This is a genomic window from Corynebacterium sp. ES2775-CONJ (assembly GCF_024814515.1).
Taxonomy (GTDB): Bacteria; Actinomycetota; Actinomycetes; order Mycobacteriales; family Mycobacteriaceae; genus Corynebacterium.
Window position 1 is genome coordinate 64,589 of the sequence record NZ_JANUXT010000005.1, and the last position, 25,771, is coordinate 90,359.

24 protein-coding genes and 5 tRNA genes are annotated in these 25,771 nt (G+C 53.2%); 12 read left to right on the top strand and 17 right to left on the bottom strand.

Translation table 11 applies throughout. The features are described from left to right. Window positions 1-73 precede the first annotated feature (73 nt). Complete coding sequence (locus NXT01_RS07130; protein ID WP_259079139.1) at window positions 74-1,057, top strand: hypothetical protein; 984 nt, start codon at window positions 74-76, stop codon at window positions 1,055-1,057. On the opposite strand, the gene tgt is transcribed toward NXT01_RS07130, so the two are convergent. The 6 genes from tgt to NXT01_RS07160 form a co-directional block, all read right to left on the bottom strand. Continuing rightward, on the bottom strand, window positions 1,029-2,291 hold the full coding sequence (gene tgt / locus NXT01_RS07135) for a tRNA guanosine(34) transglycosylase Tgt (RefSeq protein WP_259079142.1): 1,263 nt from the start codon (window positions 2,289-2,291) through the stop codon (window positions 1,029-1,031). The genes NXT01_RS07130 and tgt overlap by 29 nt on opposite strands. Before the next feature lie 26 nt (window positions 2,292-2,317). Then, window positions 2,318-4,711, bottom strand: coding sequence for an MMPL family transporter (locus NXT01_RS07140; protein WP_259079144.1), 2,394 nt, complete (start codon window positions 4,709-4,711; stop codon window positions 2,318-2,320). Between the two features lie 195 nt (window positions 4,712-4,906). Next, window positions 4,907-4,997: transfer RNA gene (locus tag NXT01_RS07145), tRNA-Ser, on the bottom strand. 97 nt (window positions 4,998-5,094) lie between these two features. Further along, on the bottom strand, window positions 5,095-5,304 hold the full coding sequence (locus NXT01_RS07150) for a CsbD family protein (protein ID WP_259079146.1): 210 nt from the start codon (window positions 5,302-5,304) through the stop codon (window positions 5,095-5,097). Window positions 5,305-5,483: 179 nt separating this feature from the next. Continuing rightward, complete coding sequence (locus NXT01_RS07155) at window positions 5,484-5,915, bottom strand: nucleoside deaminase (protein WP_259079638.1); 432 nt, start codon at window positions 5,913-5,915, stop codon at window positions 5,484-5,486. Between the two features lie 104 nt (window positions 5,916-6,019). Then, entirely contained in the window at window positions 6,020-6,508 is a 489-nt protein-coding gene (locus NXT01_RS07160) for a tRNA adenosine deaminase-associated protein (protein ID WP_259079147.1), read from the bottom strand. Between the two features lie 38 nt (window positions 6,509-6,546). Here NXT01_RS07160 and NXT01_RS07165 point away from each other — a divergent pair, with 38 nt between their 5' ends. After that, on the top strand, window positions 6,547-7,566 hold the full coding sequence (locus NXT01_RS07165; RefSeq protein WP_259079156.1) for a prephenate dehydrogenase: 1,020 nt from the start codon (window positions 6,547-6,549) through the stop codon (window positions 7,564-7,566). A gap of 111 nt (window positions 7,567-7,677) precedes the next feature. Here NXT01_RS07165 and NXT01_RS07170 read toward each other — a convergent pair. The 4 genes from NXT01_RS07170 to NXT01_RS07185 form a co-directional block, all read right to left on the bottom strand. Beyond that, window positions 7,678-7,753: transfer RNA gene (locus NXT01_RS07170), tRNA-Arg, on the bottom strand. Window positions 7,754-7,844: 91 nt separating this feature from the next. After that, entirely contained in the window at window positions 7,845-9,422 is a 1,578-nt protein-coding gene (locus tag NXT01_RS07175; RefSeq protein ID WP_259079164.1) for a DASS family sodium-coupled anion symporter, read from the bottom strand. 453 nt (window positions 9,423-9,875) lie between these two features. Then, window positions 9,876-9,951: transfer RNA gene (locus NXT01_RS07180), tRNA-Arg, on the bottom strand. A gap of 1 nt (window position 9,952) precedes the next feature. After that, a tRNA-Ser gene (locus NXT01_RS07185) sits at window positions 9,953-10,044 on the bottom strand. Window positions 10,045-10,184: 140 nt separating this feature from the next. Here NXT01_RS07185 and hisC point away from each other — a divergent pair. Beyond that, window positions 10,185-11,213, top strand: coding sequence for a histidinol-phosphate transaminase (gene hisC / locus NXT01_RS07190; protein WP_259079171.1), 1,029 nt, complete (start codon window positions 10,185-10,187; stop codon window positions 11,211-11,213). Here the strand turns inward: hisC and NXT01_RS07195 are convergent. Continuing rightward, a complete protein-coding gene (locus NXT01_RS07195; RefSeq protein WP_259079172.1) occupies window positions 11,210-11,707 on the bottom strand; it encodes a DUF2127 domain-containing protein in 498 nt (165 codons plus the stop codon). The genes hisC and NXT01_RS07195 overlap by 4 nt on opposite strands. Window positions 11,708-12,569: 862 nt before the next feature. Further along, window positions 12,570-12,654 (bottom strand) — tRNA-Ser (locus tag NXT01_RS07200). Between the two features lie 74 nt (window positions 12,655-12,728). On the opposite strand from NXT01_RS07200, the gene NXT01_RS07205 reads away from it, so the two are divergent. Then, a complete protein-coding gene (locus NXT01_RS07205) occupies window positions 12,729-13,679 on the top strand; it encodes an NAD(P)H-quinone oxidoreductase (protein ID WP_259079174.1) in 951 nt (316 codons plus the stop codon). 100 nt (window positions 13,680-13,779) lie between these two features. Here NXT01_RS07205 and NXT01_RS07210 read toward each other — a convergent pair whose 3' ends face one another. Together NXT01_RS07210 and NXT01_RS07215 are read right to left on the bottom strand one after the other, a co-directional pair. After that, window positions 13,780-14,142 carry a hypothetical protein gene (locus NXT01_RS07210; RefSeq protein WP_259079176.1) on the bottom strand — a complete coding sequence of 121 codons (363 nt, stop codon included), beginning with the start codon at window positions 14,140-14,142 and terminating at the stop codon, window positions 13,780-13,782. Window positions 14,143-14,284: 142 nt separating this feature from the next. After that, a complete protein-coding gene (locus NXT01_RS07215; protein WP_259079178.1) occupies window positions 14,285-15,484 on the bottom strand; it encodes an aminotransferase class V-fold PLP-dependent enzyme in 1,200 nt (399 codons plus the stop codon). A 169-nt stretch (window positions 15,485-15,653) separates the two neighbouring features. Between NXT01_RS07215 and NXT01_RS07220 the strand changes: the two genes are divergently transcribed. The 3 genes from NXT01_RS07220 to NXT01_RS07230 are packed head-to-tail and all read left to right on the top strand — an operon-like array spanning window position 15,654 to window position 18,105. Continuing rightward, window positions 15,654-16,526, top strand: a complete 873-nt coding sequence (locus NXT01_RS07220) for an ABC transporter permease (protein WP_396124767.1) — start codon at window positions 15,654-15,656, stop codon at window positions 16,524-16,526. 57 nt (window positions 16,527-16,583) lie between these two features. After that, complete coding sequence (locus NXT01_RS07225) at window positions 16,584-17,366, top strand: ABC transporter ATP-binding protein (protein ID WP_259079185.1); 783 nt, start codon at window positions 16,584-16,586, stop codon at window positions 17,364-17,366. 1 nt (window position 17,367) lies between these two features. Next, window positions 17,368-18,105: a cyclase family protein gene (locus NXT01_RS07230; RefSeq protein ID WP_259079187.1), complete on the top strand. Its 738-nt coding sequence runs from the start codon at window positions 17,368-17,370 to the stop codon at window positions 18,103-18,105. On the opposite strand, the gene NXT01_RS07235 is transcribed toward NXT01_RS07230, so the two are convergent. Beyond that, window positions 18,102-18,341, bottom strand: a complete 240-nt coding sequence (locus tag NXT01_RS07235; RefSeq protein ID WP_259079189.1) for a hypothetical protein — start codon at window positions 18,339-18,341, stop codon at window positions 18,102-18,104. The two genes, NXT01_RS07230 and NXT01_RS07235, sit on opposite strands and share 4 nt — an antisense overlap. A 148-nt stretch (window positions 18,342-18,489) precedes the next feature. Here NXT01_RS07235 and NXT01_RS07240 point away from each other — a divergent pair, with 148 nt between their 5' ends. After that, a complete protein-coding gene (locus NXT01_RS07240) occupies window positions 18,490-19,422 on the top strand; it encodes a glycosyltransferase (protein WP_259079191.1) in 933 nt (310 codons plus the stop codon). On the opposite strand, the gene NXT01_RS07245 is transcribed toward NXT01_RS07240, so the two are convergent. Both NXT01_RS07245 and NXT01_RS07250 read right to left on the bottom strand, forming a co-directional pair. After that, window positions 19,403-19,828, bottom strand: coding sequence for a GtrA family protein (locus NXT01_RS07245; protein ID WP_259079192.1), 426 nt, complete (start codon window positions 19,826-19,828; stop codon window positions 19,403-19,405). The genes NXT01_RS07240 and NXT01_RS07245 overlap by 20 nt on opposite strands. Window positions 19,829-19,875: 47 nt before the next feature. After that, a complete protein-coding gene (locus tag NXT01_RS07250; RefSeq protein ID WP_259079194.1) occupies window positions 19,876-20,769 on the bottom strand; it encodes a hypothetical protein in 894 nt (297 codons plus the stop codon). A 135-nt stretch (window positions 20,770-20,904) separates the two neighbouring features. On the opposite strand from NXT01_RS07250, the gene NXT01_RS07255 reads away from it, so the two are divergent. The 4 genes from NXT01_RS07255 (at window position 20,905) to NXT01_RS07270 (ending at window position 25,727) form a co-directional block, all read left to right on the top strand. Then, entirely contained in the window at window positions 20,905-21,132 is a 228-nt protein-coding gene (locus NXT01_RS07255; RefSeq protein ID WP_259079640.1) for a hypothetical protein, read from the top strand. Between the two features lie 170 nt (window positions 21,133-21,302). Continuing rightward, on the top strand, window positions 21,303-22,730 hold the full coding sequence (locus NXT01_RS07260; protein WP_259079196.1) for an FAD-binding oxidoreductase: 1,428 nt from the start codon (window positions 21,303-21,305) through the stop codon (window positions 22,728-22,730). Window positions 22,731-22,775: 45 nt separating this feature from the next. Next, entirely contained in the window at window positions 22,776-23,537 is a 762-nt protein-coding gene (locus NXT01_RS07265; protein ID WP_259079203.1) for a decaprenylphospho-beta-D-erythro-pentofuranosid-2-ulose 2-reductase, read from the top strand. Window positions 23,538-23,687: 150 nt separating this feature from the next. Further along, a complete protein-coding gene (locus NXT01_RS07270; protein ID WP_259079205.1) occupies window positions 23,688-25,727 on the top strand; it encodes a galactan 5-O-arabinofuranosyltransferase in 2,040 nt (679 codons plus the stop codon). Window positions 25,728-25,771 lie beyond the last annotated feature (44 nt).

The following is a 25,771-nucleotide window of genomic DNA, read 5'->3' on the forward strand; positions in this document are numbered from 1 at the left end:
AATATATGCATTTCCATTAGCGCTAGCATAATCTCTGGCACGCTTTTAGGAAAACAAAGAAAGAAGAACCCTCATGCGCGCGAAGACATTCGTCATCACCGGATTCGCCCTCATACTCACCGCTTGCTCCTCCCCCGATCAAGGAATGAACAGTGCCGAGAGCACCCCAGGCTGCCCCTATTCCACTCTCGATCTCGCCGAAACCGCACTCGGCGTCTGGCTGCCCCACAAGATCATCCGCACCTCGGATACAGACAATCAGGTTTTTGAATTTCGGGTGCGTGATAATCACTTCGACCCGTGCCAACCACTCAGTTGGGTAGTACTCGAGGGCAACCTCAACAATGAGAACCTGAGCCAACCGGGGTCACGCCGCGAGAGTATGCTGCTCTTTAGCCACGATAAACTTATTACCGATGCACCCTATTTCCTGGCGCAGAACCTTTCCGATATTCACAGCGAAACTGGGCTCATCAGCGCAACCGTTGACGGCAGCACCATCAGGTACCGACTTTTAAACAACGGCGTTGATCTCGAAGGCGACCTACAATCCACTCCCCTCCACCTCGATTTCACTACGGCCCCACCAGCAGATATCACTCCTGCATCCTTGCGCGGTAATGCACACCATAAAGTGATCAGCGCCCAGGCGGATATGGCTAAGGTCCTTGGCATACCCATGGGCGAACACGAAATCTACTGTGATTTTGAGAACGCGGAGAACTTCATCTGTGAGGATCATAGCGGCTTCGACCCATGGCCAACCACCACCGGAGCTGGGAGGGGGAATTATATTAAGGGCTCTCTAAAATTCCCGCCAGAACTCGATGTGGACTGGTTCGCCCCGCGCCTAGGCAAGGCCGAAGAGAATCTTCCCCATAATGCGCTGATCACCCTCGGGGATATCAGCGTTGACACCAGGGGCGAAACGGTACGTATTGTCTCCCACGATAATCTGGTCACCCTTGGTGATGGCATCGCAGACCTCACCCCCGAGGTATCCAGCACAGTTGATACGTCGCGGTATCCTAAGAACCTGAAGCCGTGGACTTCTTAGCATAATAGCGGCCGAGGAATTCTTCCTTGAACTCGTTGTAATATCCACCGTCGATGGAGGCTCGAATATTGTCAACGAGTCGCACCATAAAAGTCACATTGTGCATGGTGCATAATGTTCCTCCGAGGAATTCCTTGGCCTTGAACAGGTGATGGATATAGGCGCGCGTATAATTTTCCGAAAGGTATCCGCCGAATTCCTCATCGACCGGCCTAAAATCGCGTTTATACGGTGCGGCTGTGAGATTAACGCGCCCATCAAGGGTGTACACACCTCCGCGTCGCCCCAACCTCGTGGGGGCTACACAGTCGAAGGTATCGGCTCCGGCCTCGATGGCAGTAAAAAGATCGTCTGGTTCGGAAATGCCCAGCAAATGGCGCGGTTTTTCGCGCGGTAATTCATCGCAGACCCAGCCGACAATGGTCCCTAAATTCTCCTTTTCCAATGCGCCACCAATACCGAACCCTCCAAAGCCGCGCTTTCCTTCCGCCTCGTGCGCATCAGATAATTCAATGAGACCTCGTGTTGCCTTGCGCCGCAGGTCTTCGTACTGCGCACCCTGCACCACACCCCAAAGGGACTGCTTCGGTTTGTGCGCCCGCTCGCGCGTCAGTCGGTCATGTTCACTTAAGCAACGTTGCGCCCAGCGGTGGGTACGCTCTACAGATTGCTCCTGGTAAAGACGGGTGTCAACAAGAGTAGTCAGCTCATCGAAAGCGAACATAATATCGGCACCGAGCTGGTGTTGGATCTGCATTGATTTCTCTGGGGTGAAGCGGTGCCTCGACCCATCGATAACACTGCGGAAATCTACCCCATCTTCGTCCACATTCGCATAGCGGTCTTTCTTCTTGGCCCGGATATCTCCCTCAGTGAGCTGGGCAGTATCCATGGCGAGAACCTTCTTGAAACCAACTCCCAAGCTCATCACTTGGAATCCACCAGAATCTGTATAGGTTGGCCCGTTCCAATTCTCGAAGGCAGCTACTCCCCCAGCCTCGTCGACAATATCAGGACCTGGTTGGAGGTAAAGGTGATAAGCATTCGACAAAACCGCTTGGGCACCAGTTTCGCGCACTTGTTCTGGGGTGAGAGTCTTCACCGTGGCCTTTGTTCCCACTGGGATAAAAGCAGGGGTAGCAATATCGCCATGCGGGGTATGAATGACCCCGGTACGACCATGACGTCCCGGGGCAGGTTCTAGTTCAGTGCCAACAGTAAAGCTCAAATCCATGGTCGACAGTTTACTGCATGGCACCCTTAAAGATCGACGCGCGCCGCCTTCTTGGTGTCCTGTCCTGATTCTAGAGACGTGCCTTCAACATCAAGATGCGGAAGGATCTTATCCAACCATGCCGGCATCCACCAGGTTGCACGTCCGCAGATGAACATAGCGGCGGGAACAAATGCCATGCGAATTAAGAAAGCGTCGAAAAGTACGCCGGCACCGAGTCCGAAACCGAAGATCTTGATAAAGGGCAGCGGTTGTCCGATAAACGCGGCAAAGACGGCGATCATAATCAGCGCTGCGGCCGTGACCACGCGTGCACTGTGGGTGAAGCCAAAAATGACCGAGGCATCATTGCGGTTATAGGGCGAATCTTCGCCCTCTGCACTGTGGGAATAATGTTCCCGCATCGCCGAGACAATGAATACTTGATAATCCATCGCCAGCCCAAAACAGACGCCAATGAGGAAGATGGGCATAAAAGCGATAATGGGTGCAGGCGTCCCAACCAGACCCCATAGGCCCTCTTGCCAGAAGAGAACAGTGACACCGAAGGCGGCACCTACTGATAGCAAGAATCCAAGACCAGCGATCAGTGGCACCACCACCGAGCGGAAGATTATGAGTAAAAGTACGATGGCAAGACCCACTACGATCAAGAGATATAACGGCATCGCATCAGCTAGGCGGTTAACCACATCCTGCTGCACGGGCACAAGTCCGGTGATTCCTGTAGTGATACCTGTGCTCTTTGTTATCTCAGATTCTTGGTCACGTAGCGCATTGATGAGCTCGTTAGTTGCGGGGTCAATATTCGATCGCGCTGAGGTGAGTAGCATCTGAGCCGCTTTACCATCATCGGATACTTCGACGATCTGGATATGCTTGACATCTTGATTAACCGAGAATTTTTGGATGACATGGAGGTAGGAGGCAAAGGCTGCCGCAGCGCTGCGGTCAAAAGGACCCGTGCTGGGATTGTGGTCAGCTTCTTGGGCTGCCACCACGGGCGCGAGAACAGCGGCTTCGGGATCGACCTGATGGGCATCAGCGACCACGAGGAATTGAGCATCAGCACCCGGACCAAAACCTTCGTAGAGTAATTCGGCTTGTTTGCGTTGCGTCGTCTCATACGGCGATTGGCCATCAGAGGGCAGGGAGAGGTGCAAATTGAGCCCTGGAGCAGTGAGCGCGCCGAGTAAGAAGATCACCACGGCGATGACCACTCCGGGGAAGCGATGCACGAGAGTAACCCAGCGTTGCCCCATGGTGACCGCTGGTTTGCGGCGGTTCTCAATCCACGGAATCCGGCCCTTAAAGGCTCGATCGCCAAGCACACCGAGCACTGCAGGCAGTATGGTTAGTGATACCGTCACTGCAATAAGAACAGTTAAAGCTGCGGCTAGACCCATATAGGTGAGGAAGAGAATATTCGCCACTGCCAGTGCAACAAGGGCAACAATCACAGTCAGGCCTGCAAAGACTACCGCGGACCCAGCGGTGCCCACCGCCATCCCGACTGCTTCTTCGGGAGGATAGCGCTTGAGTTCCTCTCGATAGCGAAAGAGGATAAACAGGGCGTAGTCGACACCCACAGCGAGACCTAACATGACGGCAAGAACGGGAGTGATGTTATTCAGGGGCACCCACGCCGTTGCGAGGGTGACCGCGAGTGAGCCCAACGCGACCGACATCACCGCGATCAACAGGGGCATACCGGCTGCGACAAGGGAACCGAAGGTGAAGATGAGAATGATGGCCGCTACGGCTAGTCCGATGATCTCCGAGGTTTCCTCGATCACGATCGGGTCGCCGTAGCCCGGGCCACCCGCCTCGACTTCTAGGCCCGCGGCGCGACCCAAATCCATAGCCACCGCCACCGTTTCCCGCTGATCGTCGCTGACATCGGCGGGCAGGGGAACATCAAAGGAAAATGTCGTATAACCAATGGTGTCATCGGCACTGAGCAGTGCAAGATTCTGGGCGTCTAGGCGCGCATTCTCCTCGGGAAAGCCCTGTTCCGTGGCCGCCTCGATCACGTATTTCTGCAGTTGAGAGCTTAAGGTGACGGGATTACCAAAGCGCTGCGTATCCGTGAGGCCTTCAAGGTTCTTCTCGATATATTCCACGACCTCATCAACGGCAGCGGAATTTTGAGGATCAGTTAACTTTTCCCCCGGTGGAGCCTTGAACGCAATGGTGACGCCGGTGGAATCGAGGGGAGATTTTTGATCTGGGAAATTGCGCGCGAGCAGGTCGGTTGCTTTTTCAGCCTGGGTTCCTTCGATGGCGAAGACGTCATTATAACCCTTCTCGAAGGCAAAGGCTGATCCACCGAGTGCTCCTAGGATCAGCAACCACGCAACAATAACGAACCAGCGCGCTCGAAACGACCAGACGCCTATTCTGTACAGCAATCGTGCCACGAATGCTCCCTTTCTCCCCTGCGTATATTCCTTCTCCCATATGCTACTACTTCACCCTGGATGGCAGAGCTTCTCTTTTGCTTCTCTTCTGCTTCTGGTCTGCGTTTAGAGTAAGTATGGGTACCAGACCTGCGGGTTAGGGGTTCTAAAACGAAAAGGATCAGCTGTCGATTAAACAGCTGACCCTCTCATTATTGGCGGTGGCGGCGGGATTTGAACCCGCGGTTGGGGGTTACCCAACACTCGCTTTCGAGGCGAGCACCTTCGGCCACTCGGACACGCCACCGTTTGCAAAGTTTAGGGGATGGGGAACGCGGGGGCAAATTATATAAAAACGCCCTCCCACATAATCTGTGGGAGGGCAAAATAAGCTTTGCGAGAATTTACTTCTCGTCGTCCTTCTTGAAGGAACCAATTACCTTATCGGCTACTTCTTTAACCTTGTCGCCGGCATTGTGCACGGCATCCTTAACATCAGCAACGACCTGGTCGGCCTTGCCCTCATCCTTGAGGCTCTCGTTATCAGTAAGGTCACCAGCGGCTTCCTTAGCCTTGCCTTTAAGGTCGTCAACGGTATTGTCGAAATCAGACATTATTGCTCCTTTAGTTCCAGTACCGCTACCACACCGGTCATTGCCGAGGGGAGCCGATACTGATTTTTATCCTAGAGCAGCTGGGTACAGCTGCACGCCCCATTATAATCCTAAATTCCTAAAAGAGCTACGTCTTTTATAAGAAGATCCACAGGATGAGCTACCGCTAGCCTGCAGAATCAACGTAATGAACGAAAAAACTGGCGCAGGAGAGATGCGCACTCATCGCCAAGCACCCCACCCGAAACCTGCGGGCTGTGGACAGCTAGCGGTGCCCGAGGGATATCAATCCACGAGCCACACGCTCCGGTCTTGGGCTCAAAGGCCCCAAAAATTATATGATCGATCCGAGCAGAAACCGCCGCGCCCGCGCACATGGCACAAGGCTCAAGCGTGACTACTAGGGTACATCCCGTTAAGCGCCACCCGTCATCGTGGTGCTGCGCTGCTTGAGCTAATGCCATCATTTCGGCATGACCGAAGGGGTCCTGATCAGTTTCCCGACGATTATGCCCCATACCAATAACATCCCCGGCCGCATTGATCACCACCGCCCCCACGGGGATCTCTACACCTGGGCACCTCGTGGCCTCAGCAAGAGCACGGCGCATATAGGTCTCTGCACCCTGCTGGTGCTCGGGGCGCGGTAATACTGGTGGATCAACACTGCTCGTTGCAGGGCGAGAGGTCTGAGGGCGCGGATCCATCAGGCGCTCTATTCGCTGATATCCATACCGACGGCGCGACTGAATTCCTCCTCGCAGCCTAATTCTTCACACAAGCTCTGCAGCTGTTCAGAGGCCCACCACTCGGATTCATCGCACAGGATAGAAAGTACCTGCTCGCTGATGCCAAGATCGGCTAGAATATCGAAATCGCCGTCAGGCCAGCCTTCGGTGTCGGCAAAGTCCTCCTCGGGAATATCGGGTATATCAATATCCATCTCTTCGAGGAGCGAAGCGGCGAAGTCATCGACAGCTGCCATGGAGGCGTCGGAAAGAAAGAGTCGGACGCGGCTCGGCGTTGGACGGACGATGACAAAGTACTCATCATCGACACATAAGAGGGCAAAGGCCGCAGACTCCGCGCGCAAGCCGCGCACAGCCTTAATGGCGGTTTCGATATTGGTAGAGTCCTCAGAAAACCGTCGAACCTGCCAGTTCGATTCGGATCGGGTGACAGTTACGGCAAAATTACGCTCCATACCGAACAACCTTAGTCCTTGTGTGCCACACTTAGCATGTGAGTATTAACCAAATTTCCCGTCCCGTCTGCATTCTTGGCCTCGGTCTGATCGGAGGCTCACTCATGCGCGCCCTCCACGAGCACGGGGTCGACGTCTTCGGCCACAACCGTTCACCGTCTGCAACCCGCAAGGCCCGCGCGGAAGGCTTTGATGTGACCACGGATCTCACCGAGGCTCTAAGTCGCGCGGCGGAGAGTAATGCTCTTATCGTCCTCGCTACTCCGATGCCCGCTGTCGCCTCGCTACTCGACGCTTTGAATGAATATGCTCCGCACTGCGGATTCACCGATGTCGTCAGCGTCAAAGGCGAAGTATATGCCCTCGTGAAAAGCCGGAATATGCAAGACCGCTACGTGGGAGGGCACCCCATGGCAGGCACGGCCGAATCAGGGTGGGACGCTTCCTTCCCAGAGCTCTTTCGCCGCGCCGTGTGGGTAGTTACCTTTGATCACCTCGTCGATTCAACAGAGGTTAGCCGTACCTGGAAACGTCTCTGGATTGATGTGGTGCATATGGCCACTCTCGTGGGGGCGGAGGTGGTACCCGCTCGGGTCCATGCCCATGACCTGGCCGTTGCACGGGTGAGCCATCTACCTCATATTCTCGCTGAGGCCCTCGCGATCGTGGGAGATAATGGTGGGGCACTCGCCCTCTCTCTTGCGGCTGGTTCCTTTCGCGATGCCACCCGTGTTGCCGGCACATCACCATCCTTGGTTCGTTCGATGTGCGAGACCAACCATCTTGCCCTCGGTGAGGCACTCGATGAATGTTTAAGCATTCTCCGTGATGCTCGTGCCCATCTGAGCCCACCACAGGCTGAAATTCAAGATTTAGTCGATAGTGGTTACCGCTCTCGCGTGCGCTTTGAAGCGCGCTCAGGTCTTAATGCCTCTCAGTCTGTCAGCCCCGCCAAGATCTCCAATCGCCCCGTTTTCCGGTTGCACCACGACGGCACCGATTGGGCCAATCAGCTTATTCAGGCCGAAAATCTTGGTGCCCGCATCGAAGTGCTCTAATAACAGGCAGACAGGAGCATATAAAGGCATCTCCAGCTAGCTTCTACCGCGAGGCCCGAGAACAAAAAGAAAACCCACTTCAGACTTGGTGTGAAGTGGGTTTTCTTTTTATGGTGCGCCCGGAGGGATTCGAACCCCCAACCTTCTGATCCGTAGTCAGATGCTCTATCCGTTGAGCTACGGGCGCAAAATTGCGCTGCGGTGCAACGAAGTAAAACACTACACCGCAGCTAAAGACTTTCGCAAATGGCCTTATAGACGGCCATTTCATGAGATCCCTACAGCACAATGAGGCCAAAGGCAGGAACTGCAAGGAAATAAGTTACAAGGGTAACGAGTACAACTCCGATTACATTCAACCAGATACCACCCTTGATCATATCGCCAATTTTGACGTATCCAGAACCATAGGCGATAGCATTAGGTGGGGTAGCCACTGGCAGCATGAATGCGCAGGTTGCGGAGAGCGCAACTGGAATCGTGAGCAGCAGAATATTCTGATCTCCCGAAGCCGTAAGCCCAATACCTATGGCTACCCCGGCCATGATTGGCAGGAAGGTAGCCGCGGTGGCAGTATTTGACGTGAATTCTGTGAGCAATAAGACCACTGCAGCAATGGCGAAGATCAGCAGAATAACGGGAAGCACTCCGAAGCCTTTAGCTAATTCACCAATCCACAAAGAAAGCCCCGACGTGGCGAACATTTTCGACAACGCTAGGCCACCACCGAAAAGAAGAAGCACATCCCAGGGGAGCTCATTAGCTGTTTTCCAATCCATCAAACGAACGCCGGTCTTGGGATTAGCAGGGATAATAAACATCAGCATCGCGGCACTGAGCCCGATAGCAGCATCGGCTACCTTAATATCGGATCCGGTCCAAGAAATTGCCAAGGGGAGAAAAACCCACGCGAGGGCCGCTCCAATAAAGATCACTGCGGTGGCACCTTCACCGAAGCGGATGGGTCCCATGAGAGCAAGTTCCCGGCGGATCATCTCCCGTCCCCCCGGAATATGATCGACTTCAGGTTTAAATACCGTGATTAAAACCGCCCAGGCGATCACCATAAATACCAACGCTAATGGAATGCCAACCAGCATCCACTGCCCGAATCCGATTTTAACGTTGTGGTTATCCGCCATGTAGGCCACGAGCAGCGCGTTTGGTGGGGTACCAATGATGGTGCCCAAGGAACCGATGGAAGCAGCATAAGCAATGGCGAGCATTAAACCGGTGGCAAATTTCTTTTGATGAGCCATTCCCCCGACGGTATCTGCAGTGAGCTGTAATACCGATATGCCAATGGGTAGCATGACCACAGCAGTAGCGGTATTAGAAACCCACATAGACAAGAATCCGGTGGCTAACATAAAGCCAGCGATGAGCTGCTTGGGTTTGGTACCCACTAGGAGCACAACATTTAAGGCAAGTCGACGGTGTAAATTCCACCGCTGCATCCCGAGAGCAAGGATGAAGCCACCCATAAAGAGGAAGATTGTGGGAGAGGCATAGGGGGCGGAAATATCTCCAAACCCGATAACCTGAGCCATCGGGAAAGCGACAAGTGGAACGAGCGCTGTAGCGGCCAAGGGGATCGCCTCTGTCATCCACCACGCTCCCATGAGTACCGCCACCGCGGCGGTGATACGGAGCGTATTATAATCAAATTCCTGATCGGGTTTGAGCTCGCGCACTAGCTGCACTGAGGATTGCGGGAAGATTAGATAAATAATGATCGCGGCGACGAGACCACCAATGAGGCCGATCGCTTCGCGGCGCCACTCTTTGGGGTCAAGAGCTTGTGAATCTTCAGCGAGGGCGTGCGCTGATGACTCGTGAATAATAGGAATACTCATGGAATATCAACCTCCTTCGTCAGCGGTCTTTGGATTGCCAAGACCGACTAAGTGAGTCTCGCAGCCTCCAATCCTCGGCCGAACGTCGCATGATATCAGTCAGCGGTTACGAAACCAGTAGTAGCTCATTAGATTACCCTTAATGACTTTGGTTGCACCTAAGAAAAACGTTATTTTTCCGGCCACAGACACCCTAAAAGGGTCAAACTTGCAGGATATACCATTTTCCAAATCCGTATATTTCTCCGCAAAAACTGATGCATAAGCCCCTAGATAGGGGTGGAAATGTGTTCTTAAGTTCCTCTTCAGGCGGTATCGTTAGCTTTACGATGTGCACATGCATTATCACCTGAAATCGCGAAGATTCACGCGGGCACCGCGATTACCACGTCTAAAGAACTCTAGTGTCACATGAGAAATCCCAGCCAGTTGGTAATCTGGCTGGGATTTATTTGGTGCGCCCGGAGGGATTCGAACCCCCAACCTTCTGATCCGTAGTCAGATGCTCTATCCGTTGAGCTACGGGCGCCTGGCGGAGACGAGAGGATTTGAACCTCCGGTCCTTCGTTAAAAGGACAACTCATTAGCAGTGAGCCCCATTCGGCCGCTCTGGCACGTCTCCAAACCACAAGGCGATCCAAATAATTGAATCTCGCTAAATAATACGCACAACCCCAGCCGCGGCGCAAAACTGCCAAGTAAAACCTTGTATTCTCGACGCTCAACGCGATGATTCAGCACCCTGCAGTCTAGAATAAACCCATGCACATACGCGGCGACTTAAACGACATTCCTCCCTATATTCCAGGTGAAAACCTGCCTCACGCCCTTAAGCTCTCCAGCAACGAACTCAGCCACCCGCCACTTCCAAGCGTTCAGGAAGCCATGCATTCTGCGGTAGCTGGGGTGAATAGGTATCCGGATATGTCCGCCCGCGCCTTGAAAGCTGAGCTCGCTGACCACTTGGAATTAGATGAAGCCTGCGTCACTGTAGGTTGCGGATCCTCTGCGCTGTGCCAACAACTTGTGCAGATTAGCTGCCTGGCGGGCGAGGAGGTCATCTTTCCGTGGCGCAGTTTTGAGGGCTACCCCATTTTTGCGCGCGTCGCCGGCGCCCGTCCCGTTCCCGTGGCTCTCACCTCAAACTTTGAGCACGATTTAGAAGCGATGCTGGCTGCCATTACAGAGCAGACGCGTTTGATTTTCTTATGCAATCCCAATAACCCCACTGGCACAGCCCTGCGCGCACCAGAATTTGAAGAATTTATGGATCAAGTGCCGTCTACTGTTATTGTTGCGCTCGACGAAGCCTATATTGAATACCTCCGCGATCCGCGTGCACCCATTGCCCTCCGCTACCTTCAGCGCTATCCCAATCTGGTGGGCTTAAGAACCTTCTCGAAAGCGTATGGCCTTGCAGGTTTGCGTATCGGCTACGCTTTCGGCAATCCCGCGATTATGACGGCCCTGGATAAGGTCGCGATCCCGTTCGGGGTAAATTCGCTCGCTCAAGCAGCAGCTATAGCCAGCCTGCACGCTCATGACGAAATTTTAGAACGCACCGAAGAAGTCGTGGCACAACGCGCACGGCTCGCCGATTTTCTAGAGTGCGGCAATTCTGAAGCAAATTTCCTCTGGTACCCCACTGATCAGGCGTCGATAATAGCTGCGAACTTACGCGAACAAGGGGTGATCACACGCGCTTTCCCAGAAGGCCTGCGCATAACCGTGACCACATCTACAGAGTGCGATGCGCTGATGGGAGCGTGGGAGGCTTGTGGACTGGCCTAGAACTTCAAACGCTTCTTAATTCGCCATTCATGGATAGTCAACCAAATGAGGATGATATCGATAATAGTCAGGGTGAGCAGCCCAATAGTGACCTCAAAATACATCTCATAGCTTTGATAGACTACAAAGCCCACTAAAACGGCGATCATCAGAGGATAGGCCCATAATTTGCCGCGCAAAACTGCCACAATCAGGATGGTTTTCACCACCGCATGAACTACTAGATAGAAGACGATATAGTTCTGAGTGCTGATGTCAATACTGTCGACGCTATTGATAACCGCGCGCGCGAATGGAGCGGAGGGGTCGGCGAGGAGCTGATCGCGGGTGAGCCATTCAGCCATATCGCGCCAGCGTTCCACAGGAATGACCTTGATCAGGGCGGCAAGGATAAGCTCGAAGAATCCCAAGATTAGCTTGAACCACAGCGTCGCTTTGAATGTGCGAATCAAGACTTTATCTTGCGTACTTAGGTCTGCATTTTTCAGACTCACACACTGTCCTTTCCAGCGGCACAGAAGTTCTTCACCCCGCCGGGGTTACACCCCTTTCGCGAAGTAAACTACTGGCGACTATTGTAACCCTGCCACGGAAAAACACCAGACAGCGGCTGCTTCTTCAGATTCTAAATGACTACGTTGATTTCGCGGCTTTCAGAGCGATGATTTCCAGGCATTTATAATCCACATCTAGGTTCGGGATCTTATGCGTTAGCCCACTCGTAATTGCTCGCCGCCTTTTAAGAGTTGGCCTGATTTTATGAGAAATACTGCCAGATATTAAAAGGGAGAGGAGTTATTGGTCACCTCAAGGGGATACCACTTCCACCACGGAGGACATAGCAATCACTCGTCGCCTCGCTCGTACGTCTCCCACTAGCTAGTTAATCTTTTCGACCGTGATTATTCGTAGACGGCAGGTTCCATCGAAAAAAACAGCATATCTTTGCGGGCACATAAACTCTCAGGACACAGCAGGCGAGGGTGGATTGGGTGAGGGGTCTACATCAGAAGAAAAACAGAAAGCAGTAGACAATCTGTAGCAGGGAGACTCCCACCAACCCCACTGTTTTCGGGCTATGAGTTTTTTGTATAGGGGTGGCGTCGATTTTCGCCATCGGAGTGTGGGCTCCTGCTGGATTCTTGACAGTTTAATTTTGGGGCCATTTTGGGGCCATTTTGGGGCCACTAGGGTCATTTTGGGGCCACCTTAGGGCCATTCTCGAGACAAACGAGAACAACAGCAGATACCTCACAGGAGACAAACGAGAACAACAGCAGATACCTCACAGGAGACAATAACCCCTGCTAGACAGCTAAAAGCCCAGCTACACGAGGTAGCTGGGCTTTTTCCTTGCGGAGATGGAGGGATTTGAACCCCCGGTTGGTTTCCCAACGCTGGTTTTCAAGACCAGTGCATTCGGCCGCTCTGCCACATCTCCAGTGCGATTTTTCGCTTCCCAGATCATACATCTTTTCTGAAGGACACGCATAATCTACGGTAGCCTTGACTGTTATGAAAGCTATCGCAATTACAGAATCCAAAAAACTCGAACTCCTCGAGACACCAACTCCCCGTATCGCTGATGGAGAAGTACTTGTTAAGGTGCGCGCGGTAGGCGTTAATCGCGCTGATATCTTGCAAGCTGCCGGCCACTATCCACCCCCTGCAGGGGAATCCGAGATCCTCGGATTGGAGTGCGCAGGAGAAATCGTCGATCCTGGGACCACTCATAGGAAAAAGGGCGAAAAGGTTGCGTGTTTGCTTGCTGGTGGTGGTTACGCCGAATATGTGGCGGTACCTGAAGGTCAACTCTTCCCAATTCCGGCGGGTTACAGTTTCGCTGAGGCGGCTGCTGTAGTAGAGGTGGCAACCACTGTGTGGTCGAATATCGGCATGTTAACCGGCTTAGAAAAAGGACAGACCATTCTGATTCATGGTGGCGCAGGGGGAATCGGCACCTTTGCTATCCAACTGGCAAAACATATTGGGGCTCGAATTGCAGTGACCGCTGGCAGTGATGAGAAATTGCAACTGTGTCGCTCTTTAGGAGCCGATATCACGATCAATTATAAAGAGCAAGATTTCGCCCAAGAATTGAAGAATTCCTGCGACCGTATCCTCGATATCATGGGCGCAAAATACCTTGACGCTAATCTCGACGCCCTTGCTCCTGATGGCCATATGGTCATTATTGGGCTCCAGGGTGGGGTTAAAGGTGAGCTCAATATTGGCAAGCTCTTAACCAAGCGGGGCAGTATCTCAGCGACCGCTTTGCGGGCCCGCGACCGCGCCGATAAGGCTCGGGTTGTCGCCGATACCACACGTCATATCTGGCCTCTTTTGGAGTCAGAAGTGATTACTCATCATATTCACCGAGTATTCCCACTCGAGGAGGCTCAACGGGCACACGACCTACTTAAGTCTGGTGAAGTTTCTGGCAAACTTGTTTTGGAAGTTTCATAAAACTCGCACCATACTGGCAGTAAAAAGCCTCCGTTAACTTTGATTGGATTTCTCTTGAGAAAGTTGATCCGGGATCAAAGCAGCGGAGGCTTGTTGTTTTTTATTTAGGCAGTAGACCGTTAGCTCGAGCAGTCTCCACCAAGATGGAAACGAGCGTTAGGGTGAGGCCAGTGGCCCACAGAATGGTATATGTAGTGCCGATGCGGTAGTCATTAGCGGCATCGTTCTTTAAAGAGCTTTGGATGGCTGCGTTATCCGCTGGCTTATCCTCAGAGGAAGAAAGGGCGGATCCGTATCCGGGATGTATGCCATTTCCGTTGGGATCGAAGAATTTTTTTAGCCACCAGTAGGTGTATTGCTCGTCGGTAATAGTAGACGAGGTCACATCATTAGCTTGAGCCACCGCAGTGGACAATGACAAGGCGGTAACGGCAGCCATGAGAGCGGCAGAGAATCGCTTCATAAAAACTCCTAAGCTTGAGGTTGAGTCTGAAGGTGCGCAGGTATTTGTGATCGATGCCTGCGAGCTATCAGTAGCATAATGAGATAGTTATTTATTAAAATACCCAATAGTAGAAATCAACCCTTTTAAGGGGTAGTTTCCTTTACTGCTCACCCTCAACGAGGGCAGCTAGACTCTGGACCAATCTATCAATATCGTGCCTGGTGTTATAGGGAGCCAAACTGCACGTAATAGCACCTTCTTCCTGATTGAGGCCCATCGCTACAAGCAGCGGGTCAAGCGTGGTCAGAGTGCTCACAACGCGATTATCAACCAGGTACTGATGGATTGTTTCCGCGCTTAAACCTGGAATGCAAAAAGTGGCACGAGGAAGCCGTGGCACCAATGAACCCATAGCTAATTCCCCACTGAGCCCAAAGGTGTATACGCTACTTATATGTTGTAAGGAATCATCGAGGTAGTGACCTAATTCGGTGAGGTATTCCCCCGCAGAATACACACTTCTCTCTAGACGGCGCCGCCTGGAGCCGCGATCCTGCTCCTCCATATCGGCTAGGTGCTCGATAGCCGCAATAACTCCCGCCATCAAAGCTGAAGAGACATCATTAATGAATACATCCCCCGCAAGGCGCGGCACCATGCTCGCACGCTGAAAAGCTAGACAGGATAGGGCAGGACCCCCGAGAACACTCAAATCGAGCGCAATGATATTTGCGCCGAGAGCTTCGAAAGTGACGGGGCTAAAACCCAAGGTAGGTGTAGCGTCGACAAGCAACCAACTGCGGGAGGTAGCGCGAATAATCTCGCTCATGCGCACCAGGTCATGCATAGAGCCAGTTAGCGGATGAGCACTCATGAGCGAGACCAGGCGGGTGGAGCCGGTAATGAGGGTGGCAAATTGCCATGGAGGTACCTCTCCCGTGCCTAAATCGGACTCGGCAATAATAGTGGGTCTACCGGTGATAGCGTGAGTATTAAATCTCGAGGTAACTACCTCCCCGCCTCGGCGAAAGAGCGGTTCCACCGCACGCGATAGACGTTCGTATAGAACAGGCAGGCTAGGTCCAAAGATGATGGCGTCAGCTGTCGTGCCGGTGAGGTCAGCCACCGCGATGCGCGCACTGTTTTCCAAACCATCGGCGCCGAAGCGAACGCTAGTGCCGGCGCGACCATGAGAACCGGAGGCGCTTTCTTCGTAGTCCATCACCGCGGACATGCGGAAACCACGGGCAGTAGCGCTAGCGACTGATTCGGGAATTTGGGGGCGCTGGGCGGCATTCATATAGATCCAGCCATCCGCTAAAGATGGGTATAAACCCCTCATGCGTGCGCTATCGAACATCACAGTACCGTATCTCCCACCGTCTACCGGTATACCGAAGCCAAAACCCTTCTCTATAGTATGCCTGTCACTTTCAACTTATGCACCAGCCCAGCTAGGCTTATACTTCGTGGAGCACGAAGACAAGAATTTCACGAACCCAAGTCACCCTCAACCAACCCCCGATCCTCTGATCGCTGCGAAGATTGAGCGAATAACTGCAGCGGACGGCATCGACCCAGAGCCGTCGCACTCGCGCACATTCGGTGCAGCCTGGCACGATCTGGTGCGCGGTTTTAAGCAGCACGAGCTGTGGCTGCAATTAGGCTGGCAAGATATTAAACAGCGCTATCGACGCTCCGTTTTAGGCCCCTTATGGATCACGATTGCTACCGGTGTGATGGCCCTTGCCCTCGGTTTTCTCTACTCTGTGCTCTTTAAAATCCCGGTAGCGACTTTTCTCCCGCACGTGACAGTGGGCCTTATTATGTGGACTTTTATTTCGGGCTGTATCAAGGATGGAGCCGAGGTTTTTATCACCAATGAGGGCCTTATCAAGCAGCTCCCTTCTGCTCTCTCCGTCCACGTATACCGACTTGTGTGGAAGCAGACGCTTTTTCTCGCCCACAATCTGGTGATCTGGCTCGTCCTTATGCTGGTATTTCCCCGCCCCTTGGGGTGGGACCTCCTGCTCGCCTTACCTGCGATGGCGCTCCTCATTATTAATGGGGTGTGGGTGTCGATGTTCTTCGGAATAGTGGCAACCCGCTACCGCGATGTAGCGCCCCTTTTGGAGTCTGGAGTGCAATTACTCTTCTATATCACCCCGATTGTGTGGATGACTCAGACCTTGAAGGATCAAGGTGGCACCATCTCAGAGCGCGCAAAATTAGCGCAGCTTAATCCGCTATATCACTATATGGAAGTGGTGCGCGCCCCCTTAATTGGTGCGGATCTACCCGCCTACCATTGGTGGGTTGTCATCGCGTGCACCGCCACAGGCCTTATCGTGGCGCTGCTGGCCATGAAATACTGGCGTTTTAGGGTGAATTACTGGGTCTAGGCTCCCTTAACTAGAACCTCCGCGCTGCCCCAGATAACAACAATAAGGACAACGATCATGGTCTCCATCGATACTTACAATGCGTGCGTTGATTTCCCTATTTTCGACGCCAAATCTCGCTCCATGAAGAAGGCCTTCCTCGGTGCCGCTGGTGGCGCGATTGGGCGCAATAAAAATAATACGGTGGTGGTTGAGGCCCTGCGCGATATCAATCTTCACCTAAGAGAAGGCGACCGCGTGGGTCTGGTGGGCCATAACGGCGCCGGCAAATCTACTTTGCTCCGTCTCCTTTCGGGCATCTACGAACCTACCCGCGGTTCCGCGCATATACGTGGCCGAGTAGCCCCGGTTTTTGATCTCGGGGTGGGCATGGATCCAGAAATCTCAGGCTATGAAAATATCGTGATCCGTGGGCTTTTCCTTGGCCAAACACGCAAACAAATGCGTAAGAAGATGGACGATATTGCGGAGTTTTCCGAACTCGGCGATTATCTCGCTATGCCACTACGCACCTACTCCACAGGTATGCGTATCCGTCTGGCTTTAGGCGTCGTTACCTCTATCGAGCCTGAAATTTTGCTTCTCGACGAGGGCATCGGTGCCGTTGATGCCGCCTTTATGGCCAAAGCGCGCACTCGCTTACAAGAGCTAGTAGAGCGCTCAGGAATCCTCGTCTTCGCTTCTCACTCCAATGATTTCCTAGCGCAGCTATGTGATACTGCCATCTGGGTGGATCACGGACAACTACGCCAAGCAGGCCCCATCCCGGAGATTGTCCAGGCCTATGAAGGCAAGGAAGCCGCCGATCATGTGCGACGCATCATGAGCCAAAGCGATTAAGGTGAACCAAGATCTGTGGGAGCTCTACGCCCAACTGCGCTGTGCCCACTTGGTGGATCTCACCCACACCTTTTATCCCACCCAGCCACATTTCCCTGGCGATCCTGTAGAAGAACGCACTGAGATCACAAATATTGCAGATAGTGGCTACGCAGTTACCCAGTACCGTCTCGTCGGACAATGGGGAACCCATATTGATGCTCCAGCACACTTTCTGCAATCTGGACGCACGGTTGATCGTATTGATACCGATGATATGATCAGCCCGCTGGTGGTACTAGATTGTCACCGTGACGTACAAACGAACCCGGATTTTCAGCTCGATAAAAAGGCGCTCGTCTCCTGGGAGGCCACCTATGGGCCGATTCCCGAGAATAGTTTTGTGGCTTTCCGCTCTGACTGGTCGAAGCGCTGGCCGGATCAGCACGCACTACTAGGTCTCGATAACCACGGTCATCGCCATAGTCCAGGGTGGACTGTCGATGCCATTAATTTCCTAGTCCAACATCGCGGTATTAGAGCCATCGGACATGAAACCTTTGACACTGATCCAGGATTCCTCGTCGACCGCGGTGAGATGCCGGCCCAGTATGCGATCTTGGCGCATGATCGGTGGCAGATAGAATTGCTCACCAACCTTGATAAGCTCCCGGCGCGCGGTGGACTTTTATGGGCCTCGTGGCCTAAGCCTCTGGGTGGTACCGGTTTTCCAGCGCGAGCTATCGCGCTGATCTCTTAGTAATTATTTCCTTCTTTAAAGCGTTCGGGGTGACGCCAAAGAGTCCATAGGCTGACAATGAGAGTGGCGGTGAGAACCAGGGATACCAGACTAATCCCTAGGATGCTAAAAAATAGCACGGTCATGGCAGGGCTCATTCCACCGGCCCCGACGGGTTCCATAAAGTTATAGCGGATATACATCCCGACGGCCACTAAAATCCAGCTGATCAGGGTTGCTCCTGTGAGTACGCGCATGTGGTCTCGCTTTCTGCCGATCGTTCTTTTGGGCTGTGTCTGCTTAGTCTATCAACCGAGCCATGCTCCCCACTCAAGGGTGCAGTCATTGCTATAAACGAACCGTCAATCAATAGACATAGGGGATGGGTATGTAACAATATCCCTTATGGTATTGAGCTTGCAGGATAAAATTGCCGCCGTTATTGTCACCCACCACCGTGCTGATTTATTACGCCAATCCTTAGAGATTGTGGCGAATCAAACCACCCCAGTGGACTGGATTATCGTGGTAGACAATGGTGCCGAAGATGAGGTAGCCGATCTGCTTACGGATATCGCTGGCGAACGCGGAATCTACCTTCCCTCTCAACGCAACTTAGGAGGGGCCGGAGGCTTCGCCTACGGCTTCTTATACGCCTTGTCGCTAGGCGCAGATGCTATTTGGTGCGCCGACGATGACGGGCATCCCGCCGATGAACACGTGCTCACCACCTTGCTTCACTGTGCCGAGCGGCATCAACTCGCTGAGGTCTCCCCCGTGGTATGCACCAAAGATCATCCCGATCAGCTGGCTTTTCCTTTAAGGCGCGGGCTCAGTTGGCGCCGTCATCGCCACGAATTGGTCGATCCCGATCATCCGGAGGCAGATATGCTTGCCGGGATTGCCTCTCTCTTTAATGGCGCTCTTATTTCCGCCGAGGCCATGGAGATTATCGGGGTTCCAGATTTGCGGCTGTTCATTCGGGGCGACGAGGTAGAATACCACCGTCGATTAGCGCGCTCTGGGCTACGCTTTGGTACTTGCCTAACAACCGCCTATCTACACCCCGACGGGGCGGCAGAATTTAAGCCCATTTTGGGCGGACGGATGCACACGCAGTATCCCGATAATGAACATAAACGCTTTTTCACCTACCGCAATCGTGGCTATCTAATGAATCAGCCTGGGATGCGGCGGCTTTTGCCGCAGGAATATGCTCGCTTCGGCTGGTTTTTCCTTGTGCAACGCCGCGATCTTACGGGCTTTAAAAAGTGGCTGAAACTTCACCGTCTAGGGCGCAAGGAACGATTTATCCGACCTAGCCCCGAGGTTCTTTAAAGATCACCATACGCTGCACCACGAAATTGGTAATAGTGGCCAGGCCTTGGGCTATGACGAAGGAGACGGTATCTACCGCTGCTTGCTCGAGGCCTAGGGAGCTCAGCGGAGCGTTGAGGATATAGTAAACAAAATTCTGTACCGCGAAGGTGGACAGATAGAGAGCAGCAACAGCAAGCCCTGACTTCTTCGACGTCGTGGCATTAAATGTCCATTTAGAATTCATCACATACGCAGTCACAGTGCCAGCACACCACCCGAGGGCCTTAGCACCGGAGCGCGGGAAGCCGAAGAGGTAATTCAGTATTAAGGTGCTGCCATAATCTACAATGGCCGCCACAATACCCACCGCAATAAAGCGACTCAACTGGGTTTTTAAAGAGGAAGATGGTGGTTGGGCACTCATGAGCATAGAGCATACCGCACCGCACAGTCGGCTAAAATCAGGGGTCGTTAGCGCCTAAGCAATTCGCGATAAATATCCATCCGCTCTGCAAGATTCATGGTCTCTCGACCCCCCGCTCCCAAGGAAGCAAGCGCCGCCAAGGATTGTTGGCACATCAGCCGAGCGCTCGCTGGATCGATTTCTCCTTCTAGATCAAGTCCGTCAATCAGGGAAGAGATTATATAATCGGTGCGCTCTTTGCTGCTCATACAACTAAAGGCCAATACGCAGATCCAGAAGGCCTGCCTCCTATGAGGTTCTTTTTCGATCGGTAATTGCGAGAGTACCTGGCTAATGGTCGCATCTATTGTTGGGGTTCGCGAAAAATCTATGGCTTTTAGTAGAGGCACAAAATCATAAATACCTGAGGTGCGGATGATATCGACCACTTCTTCGTGGGCTAGGGCTAAAACCTCGTGAATGACCTTCGAGCCGGTGAGTGTGGCATTAATCGCCTGCGGATCGCACTCCCCTGGGCCGAAATTTCCAACCCCTGCGATGCAGATAATATCGGGGGTGGCTATATCGCGGGGGATAATATCGAGGACTTCGGTATCGAAGGACCACAGTCCCCATTCTTGATGCAGATGCTCGCCTGGCTCGGCTAGATACTCCCCCACTAAACGCGCAGGATCCAGGGCGGGGTAGAGTTTCGCAGCCGTGGTACAGCAGTCAGATTTATGGCCGTCGATACCGAAGACGGTAGGTAAAAGCGCATTAAGTTCGGCAATACTGAGAGCCTGATTGACCCCAATAAAGCGTACGATTTCCTCAGTGGCTGATACCGCTTGAATCCTCACAATGCTCGTTCGGGTACCCCATTCGCTTGCCGCCTTATTCATTTTTGCAGCCCGCACCGCAGTCAATGAGGTCACGTGGGTGGCAGGCGGTGAGGTGGGCATAGACTCCAGCCTAGACACAGATTCTTAATCAGGGTGGTGTGGTCTCTGCGGCACTGATAAATATTGGAAATATTGCCAGTATATTCTCAGTTTTGCTCCCCTCTTGGTGCTACTTGAGGAAGTACCATGGATGATATGTTTGGTCTTTTTAAAAAGAAGCAGCAACCAAAGCCCCATGTCGCGGCAGAGCGCACGAATCTGCCCATGAGCGATCATATGACGCGGCTGGTTGCTGAAGAGCTTCCCCTCCTCGATTCAGATTCGCGCGGGCGGATCTATTCCATCTTGGAATCCTACGAAGGACCGACAATCACCTCCCAGGAGGAGTTGCCTGAAGAGATTCGGCGCCTTCTCGATCTTTAAGCGGGAGTATCGCGTTATACTCCCGTCGTCTTTCTCTCACCCGATCCCGTGCTCGGTACAATCTCACACCGAAGGTATTGGGATAGTGCCACGGCACATGGGTAGGGTGGAATCGTTATCTGTATCAAGAAAACAGTCCTTTTTACCTAAGAAAGTGGGCTAGACCCTTCATGACTGATCATTCTCTGCTTGCTACCAAAGCTCAGGAACTCACCGGTTGGGGACGCACCGCCCCCACCACCGCCCAGGTGCTGCGCACCCCCGATCTCGAGGAAATGGTGCGAGCCGTCCGCCTGGTGGCCGAGGATAATGCCGCGAAGCCGGACTATCTCAAGCGCGGTGTTATTGCCCGTGGCATGGGGCGTTCCTACGGCGACCCTACTCAAAACGCTGGCGGCTTGGTCATCGATATGCAGGATCTCAATAAGATCCATTCCATCGATCCAGAAACCGCAGTTGTTGATGTAGATGGTGGTGTCACTCTAGACCAACTCATGAAAGCCGCTCTGCCATATGGGCTCTGGGTTCCGGTTCTACCTGGTACCCGCCAGGTCACGATCGGTGGTGCCATCGGCCCCGATATTCACGGCAAGAACCACCACTCCGCCGGCTCTTTCGGCGATCACGTATTATCGATGGAACTGCTTGTTGCCGATGGCCGGATCCTCCATATTGAGCCAGAAGGCTCTGCGGACGATCCCGATGGCTCCCTCTTCTGGGCCACCGTCGGTGGCATGGGTTTGACCGGCATTATTGTGCGCGCCCGCATCAAGATGACCAGAACCGAGACCGCCTATTTCATCGCAGATGGCGATCTCACTGCCAACTTGGACGAGACCATCGAATTCCACTCCGATGGTTCGGAGAAGAACTATACCTACTCCTCCGCATGGTTCGATGCTATTTCCCCAGAACCCAAACTCGGCCGCTCCGCTATTTCGCGAGGCTCGCTGGCTACCTTGGCTCAGCTCGAGGAATTGAATCCTAAGCTGGCTAAGGATCCGCTGAAATTCAATGCGCCCCAATTAGTGACCGTTCCTGATATCTTCCCCTCATTCACCATGAACAAGCTATCCATGATGGCCATTGGTGAATTGTGGTGGCTCAAGTCCGGCACTTACCGCAATCAGGTGCAAAACCTCACTCAGTTCTATCAGCCCTTGGACCTGATCGGAGAGTGGAACCGCGGTTATGGTTCGCGTGGCTTCTTGCAGTACCAGTTCGTGGTCCCCATGGATGCCGTGGAGCCTTTCAAGGAGATCATCCGGGATATACAGCGCTCTGGCCACTACTCGGCTCTGAATGTATTTAAGCTCTTCGGACCGGGTAACCGCGCCCCGCTCAGCTACCCAATGCCGGGCTGGAATGTCTGCGTTGACTTCCCCATCAAGCGCGGCCTCGGAACCTTCCTTGATGAATTGGATCGCCGAGTTATGGAATTCGGTGGCCGTCTCTACTTGGCTAAGGAATCACGGACCTCGGCAGAGAATTTCCACAAGATGTACCCAGAGATGGAAAACTGGCTCACAACCCGCAATGCGATCGACCCGCACGGTGTTTTCGCCTCAGATATGTCGCGTCGCCTCGAGCTTCACTAATTCATTTCCCTCTCCTCACATTTTCTTAAAGGAAGGCATCAATCAATGCTTAATGCTGTGGGCCAAGCCCAATCTATTTTGCTCCTCGGGGGCACCTCCGAAATCGGACTCGCCATTGTCCAAGAATTCTTAGATAAGGGTCCAGCCAAGGTCATTCTGGCTGCCCGCGATAAATCCCCACGCCTCGACATCGCCGTCAATGACGTCAAAGCCTGGGGTGCCCAGGAGGTGGAGGTCATTAATTTTGACGCCACCGACTTCGACTCCCATCCAGCCGTTATCGACCAGGCTTTTGCTGGCGGCGATATCGACGTTGCCATTGTGGCCTTTGGTACTCTCGGGGATCAAGAAGCCCTCTGGCAAGACCAGAAGTTGGCTGTCGATTCCGCTCAGACCAACTTCACCGCAGCCGTCTCTGTGGGCGTACTCCTGGGTGAATACCTGAAGAAACAGGGTCACGGAAACCTCATCGCTCTCAGTTCCGTAGCTGGGCAGCGTGTCCGACGCTCTAATTTTGTCTACGGCGCTGCCAAGGCTGGCTTTGACGGATTCTACGTCAATTTAGGCGTTGCGCTGCGCGAATTTGGTGTGCGCGTACTCGTCGTTCGCCCTGGCCAGGTTCGTACCAAGATGAGCGCAGAGGCTGGTGAAGCACCGCTGACCGTAAATCGCGAAGATGTCGCAAAGGCAACCTTCAACGCTGTGGTGGCCAAGAAAGATGCGATCTTCGTCCATCCTCTCTTCCAGTACGTTTCGCTCGTATTCAAGGTGATTCCGCAGGCAATCTTCCGTAAACTCCCCTTCTAATTCTTCTGTTTTTAGAGGTTTTTTACAGGCTCTTTTAGGCACCGAGCAGGTCTTGATCATGATGATCAAGACCTGCTTTTTGTCACATAGACCCCTGTGGTTACAGTGGCGTATGCGCATAATTGGCTCTATGTATGGGAAACTAAAATAATGACTGTTCAGGACCAATCACCAAGTCTTTCGGGTTCGCGCTGCCAAACACAGCACCTCCAGCACCCGTCGGCTTATGCCCCTGATGTTTTGGCCACCCCCGTCACTGTGCTCGCAATAATCCTAGCGGGTCTCGGCGGTGGGCTTTTCACCCTCGCTTCGTGGCTTATTATTCACACCACAAATCTGCCCGCGTTTGGCCCCTCCAATGTGACCCGAGCTCTCTCCTCCCTCGGGTCCATGCTGGTTGTGTTGGTAACTGGACTAGTGGTCTACTTCCTTATGAGCGATGCAGCACACGCACGTCGCACCCCTCGGTGGCGACAGATTTTCAGCTACTTTATCTGCTATTTATCCCCAGCTGCACTAGTAGTAACCACCCTAGCTATCCCCCTCTCTGCCACCTCGCTATATCTATCAGGAGTGACAGTTGATCAGGGTTTCCGCACCCAGTTTCTGACGAGGCTCACGGACTCATGGCAACTCTCAGATATGAACTATATCGATATGCCCTCTTACTATCCCGGCATGTGGTTCTGGTTTGGCGGCCGATTGGGCGATCTACTTAATCTCCCTGGATGGGAAGTCTTCCAACCGTGGGCAATGGTATCGATTGCCCTGGCTGGAAGCGTGCTCGTCCCGGTGTGGCAGCGTCTAACTGGAAGCCTCCCCGTAGCTACAGCCATCGCGTTGGTAAGCGTATGTATTGCGATTGTAACGAGTGCGGAAGAGCCCTATGCGGCTATCATTGCCCTCGGGGTTCCGGCGGCAACCATCATGGTGCACCGCGCCTTAGTTGGCGGAAATCTAGCGCTTGTGGGCATGACCTTGTACCTTGGGATCTCAGCCTCCTCTTATACGCTCTATACCGCGGTGGTGGCCTTGAGCTGCATAGTTGTGGCAGCTTGCTTTGCGGCCCTGGTCCTTAAATCCTTCGCACCTGTACTACGGCTGGGCATCATGGGTATTGGTTCCATGCTCTTAGCCGCTATCTGGTGGGCACCCTATCTGTATCAAGTTTTCTCCGGAGCTCCCACCAGCGGTTCCGCCGCCCAAAAATATTTGCCGCTCGCTGGTTCGCAGTTCCCACTTCCTATGCTGATCCCTGATGCTTTGGGAGTCATCTGCCTGATCGGCCTAATTTATCTGCTAATACGGTGGTCCCACCCAGATATTGCCACCATGGGGATCTCGCTCATGGTTTTCTACGGGTGGATTACGCTATCGATGGCTGTAACCCTCACCGGTACCACGCTTTTAGGTTTCCGCCTGGATGCCGTGGTGGCACTCATCATGGCTACCGCCGGGGTACTAGGTTTGGCTGAGTTGCGTCTATTGGGCGTCCACCGGCTCGTAACCACCGCCCAACCTGGAGGCCTCAGCCCCGGCTTTTCCCAAGCACTCACCACTTTTATGGTGGTTATCTTATCGATCGGTGGTGTGTCCTATGTACAAAATATTCCGAATCGTTTAGCCCACTCCATAGATTTGGCCTATACCGATACCGATGGCCGCGGCCACCGGGCAGATCTTTATCCCCCCAATGCCGAGAAATACTACCCTGAGATCGCTGACACGATTATGGCGAAGATAGCAAAACCCGCCCGTGAGATCATCGTCCTTACTGATCAGCGCAATCTTTTAGCCTTCCACCCCTTCCGCGGCTACCAAGCCTTCACCAGCCATTATGCCAATCCCCTAGGTGAATTTGAGGCTCGCAATGCGGCCATCGAATCCTGGGCCGAAGCCTCCTGGAAAGAGCAGATGACGGGCCAAGACCTGATCACTCTCATGGAACACAGTCCGTGGCGCATCCCTGATGCCATTGTGTTGCGCGGGGATCTCAAAGCTCTGCAGAAGCAGCTGGCCACAGGAGACAAACCCGACGGGTGGATCTTCGATATAGCCGAGGATATCTACCCCAACAATCCCAATGTGCGTTTTAAGGGCAGTAGCTTTAACCCTGCTGTTTTTCTCGGCGATAATTCTCCTTGGGAGATCACCCCAGTAGGATCATTTGTGGTGGTGACTAGGCAGTGACTCATCCGCACCCCCGCCCCTTATCCCCCGATCATTCTGAAAGC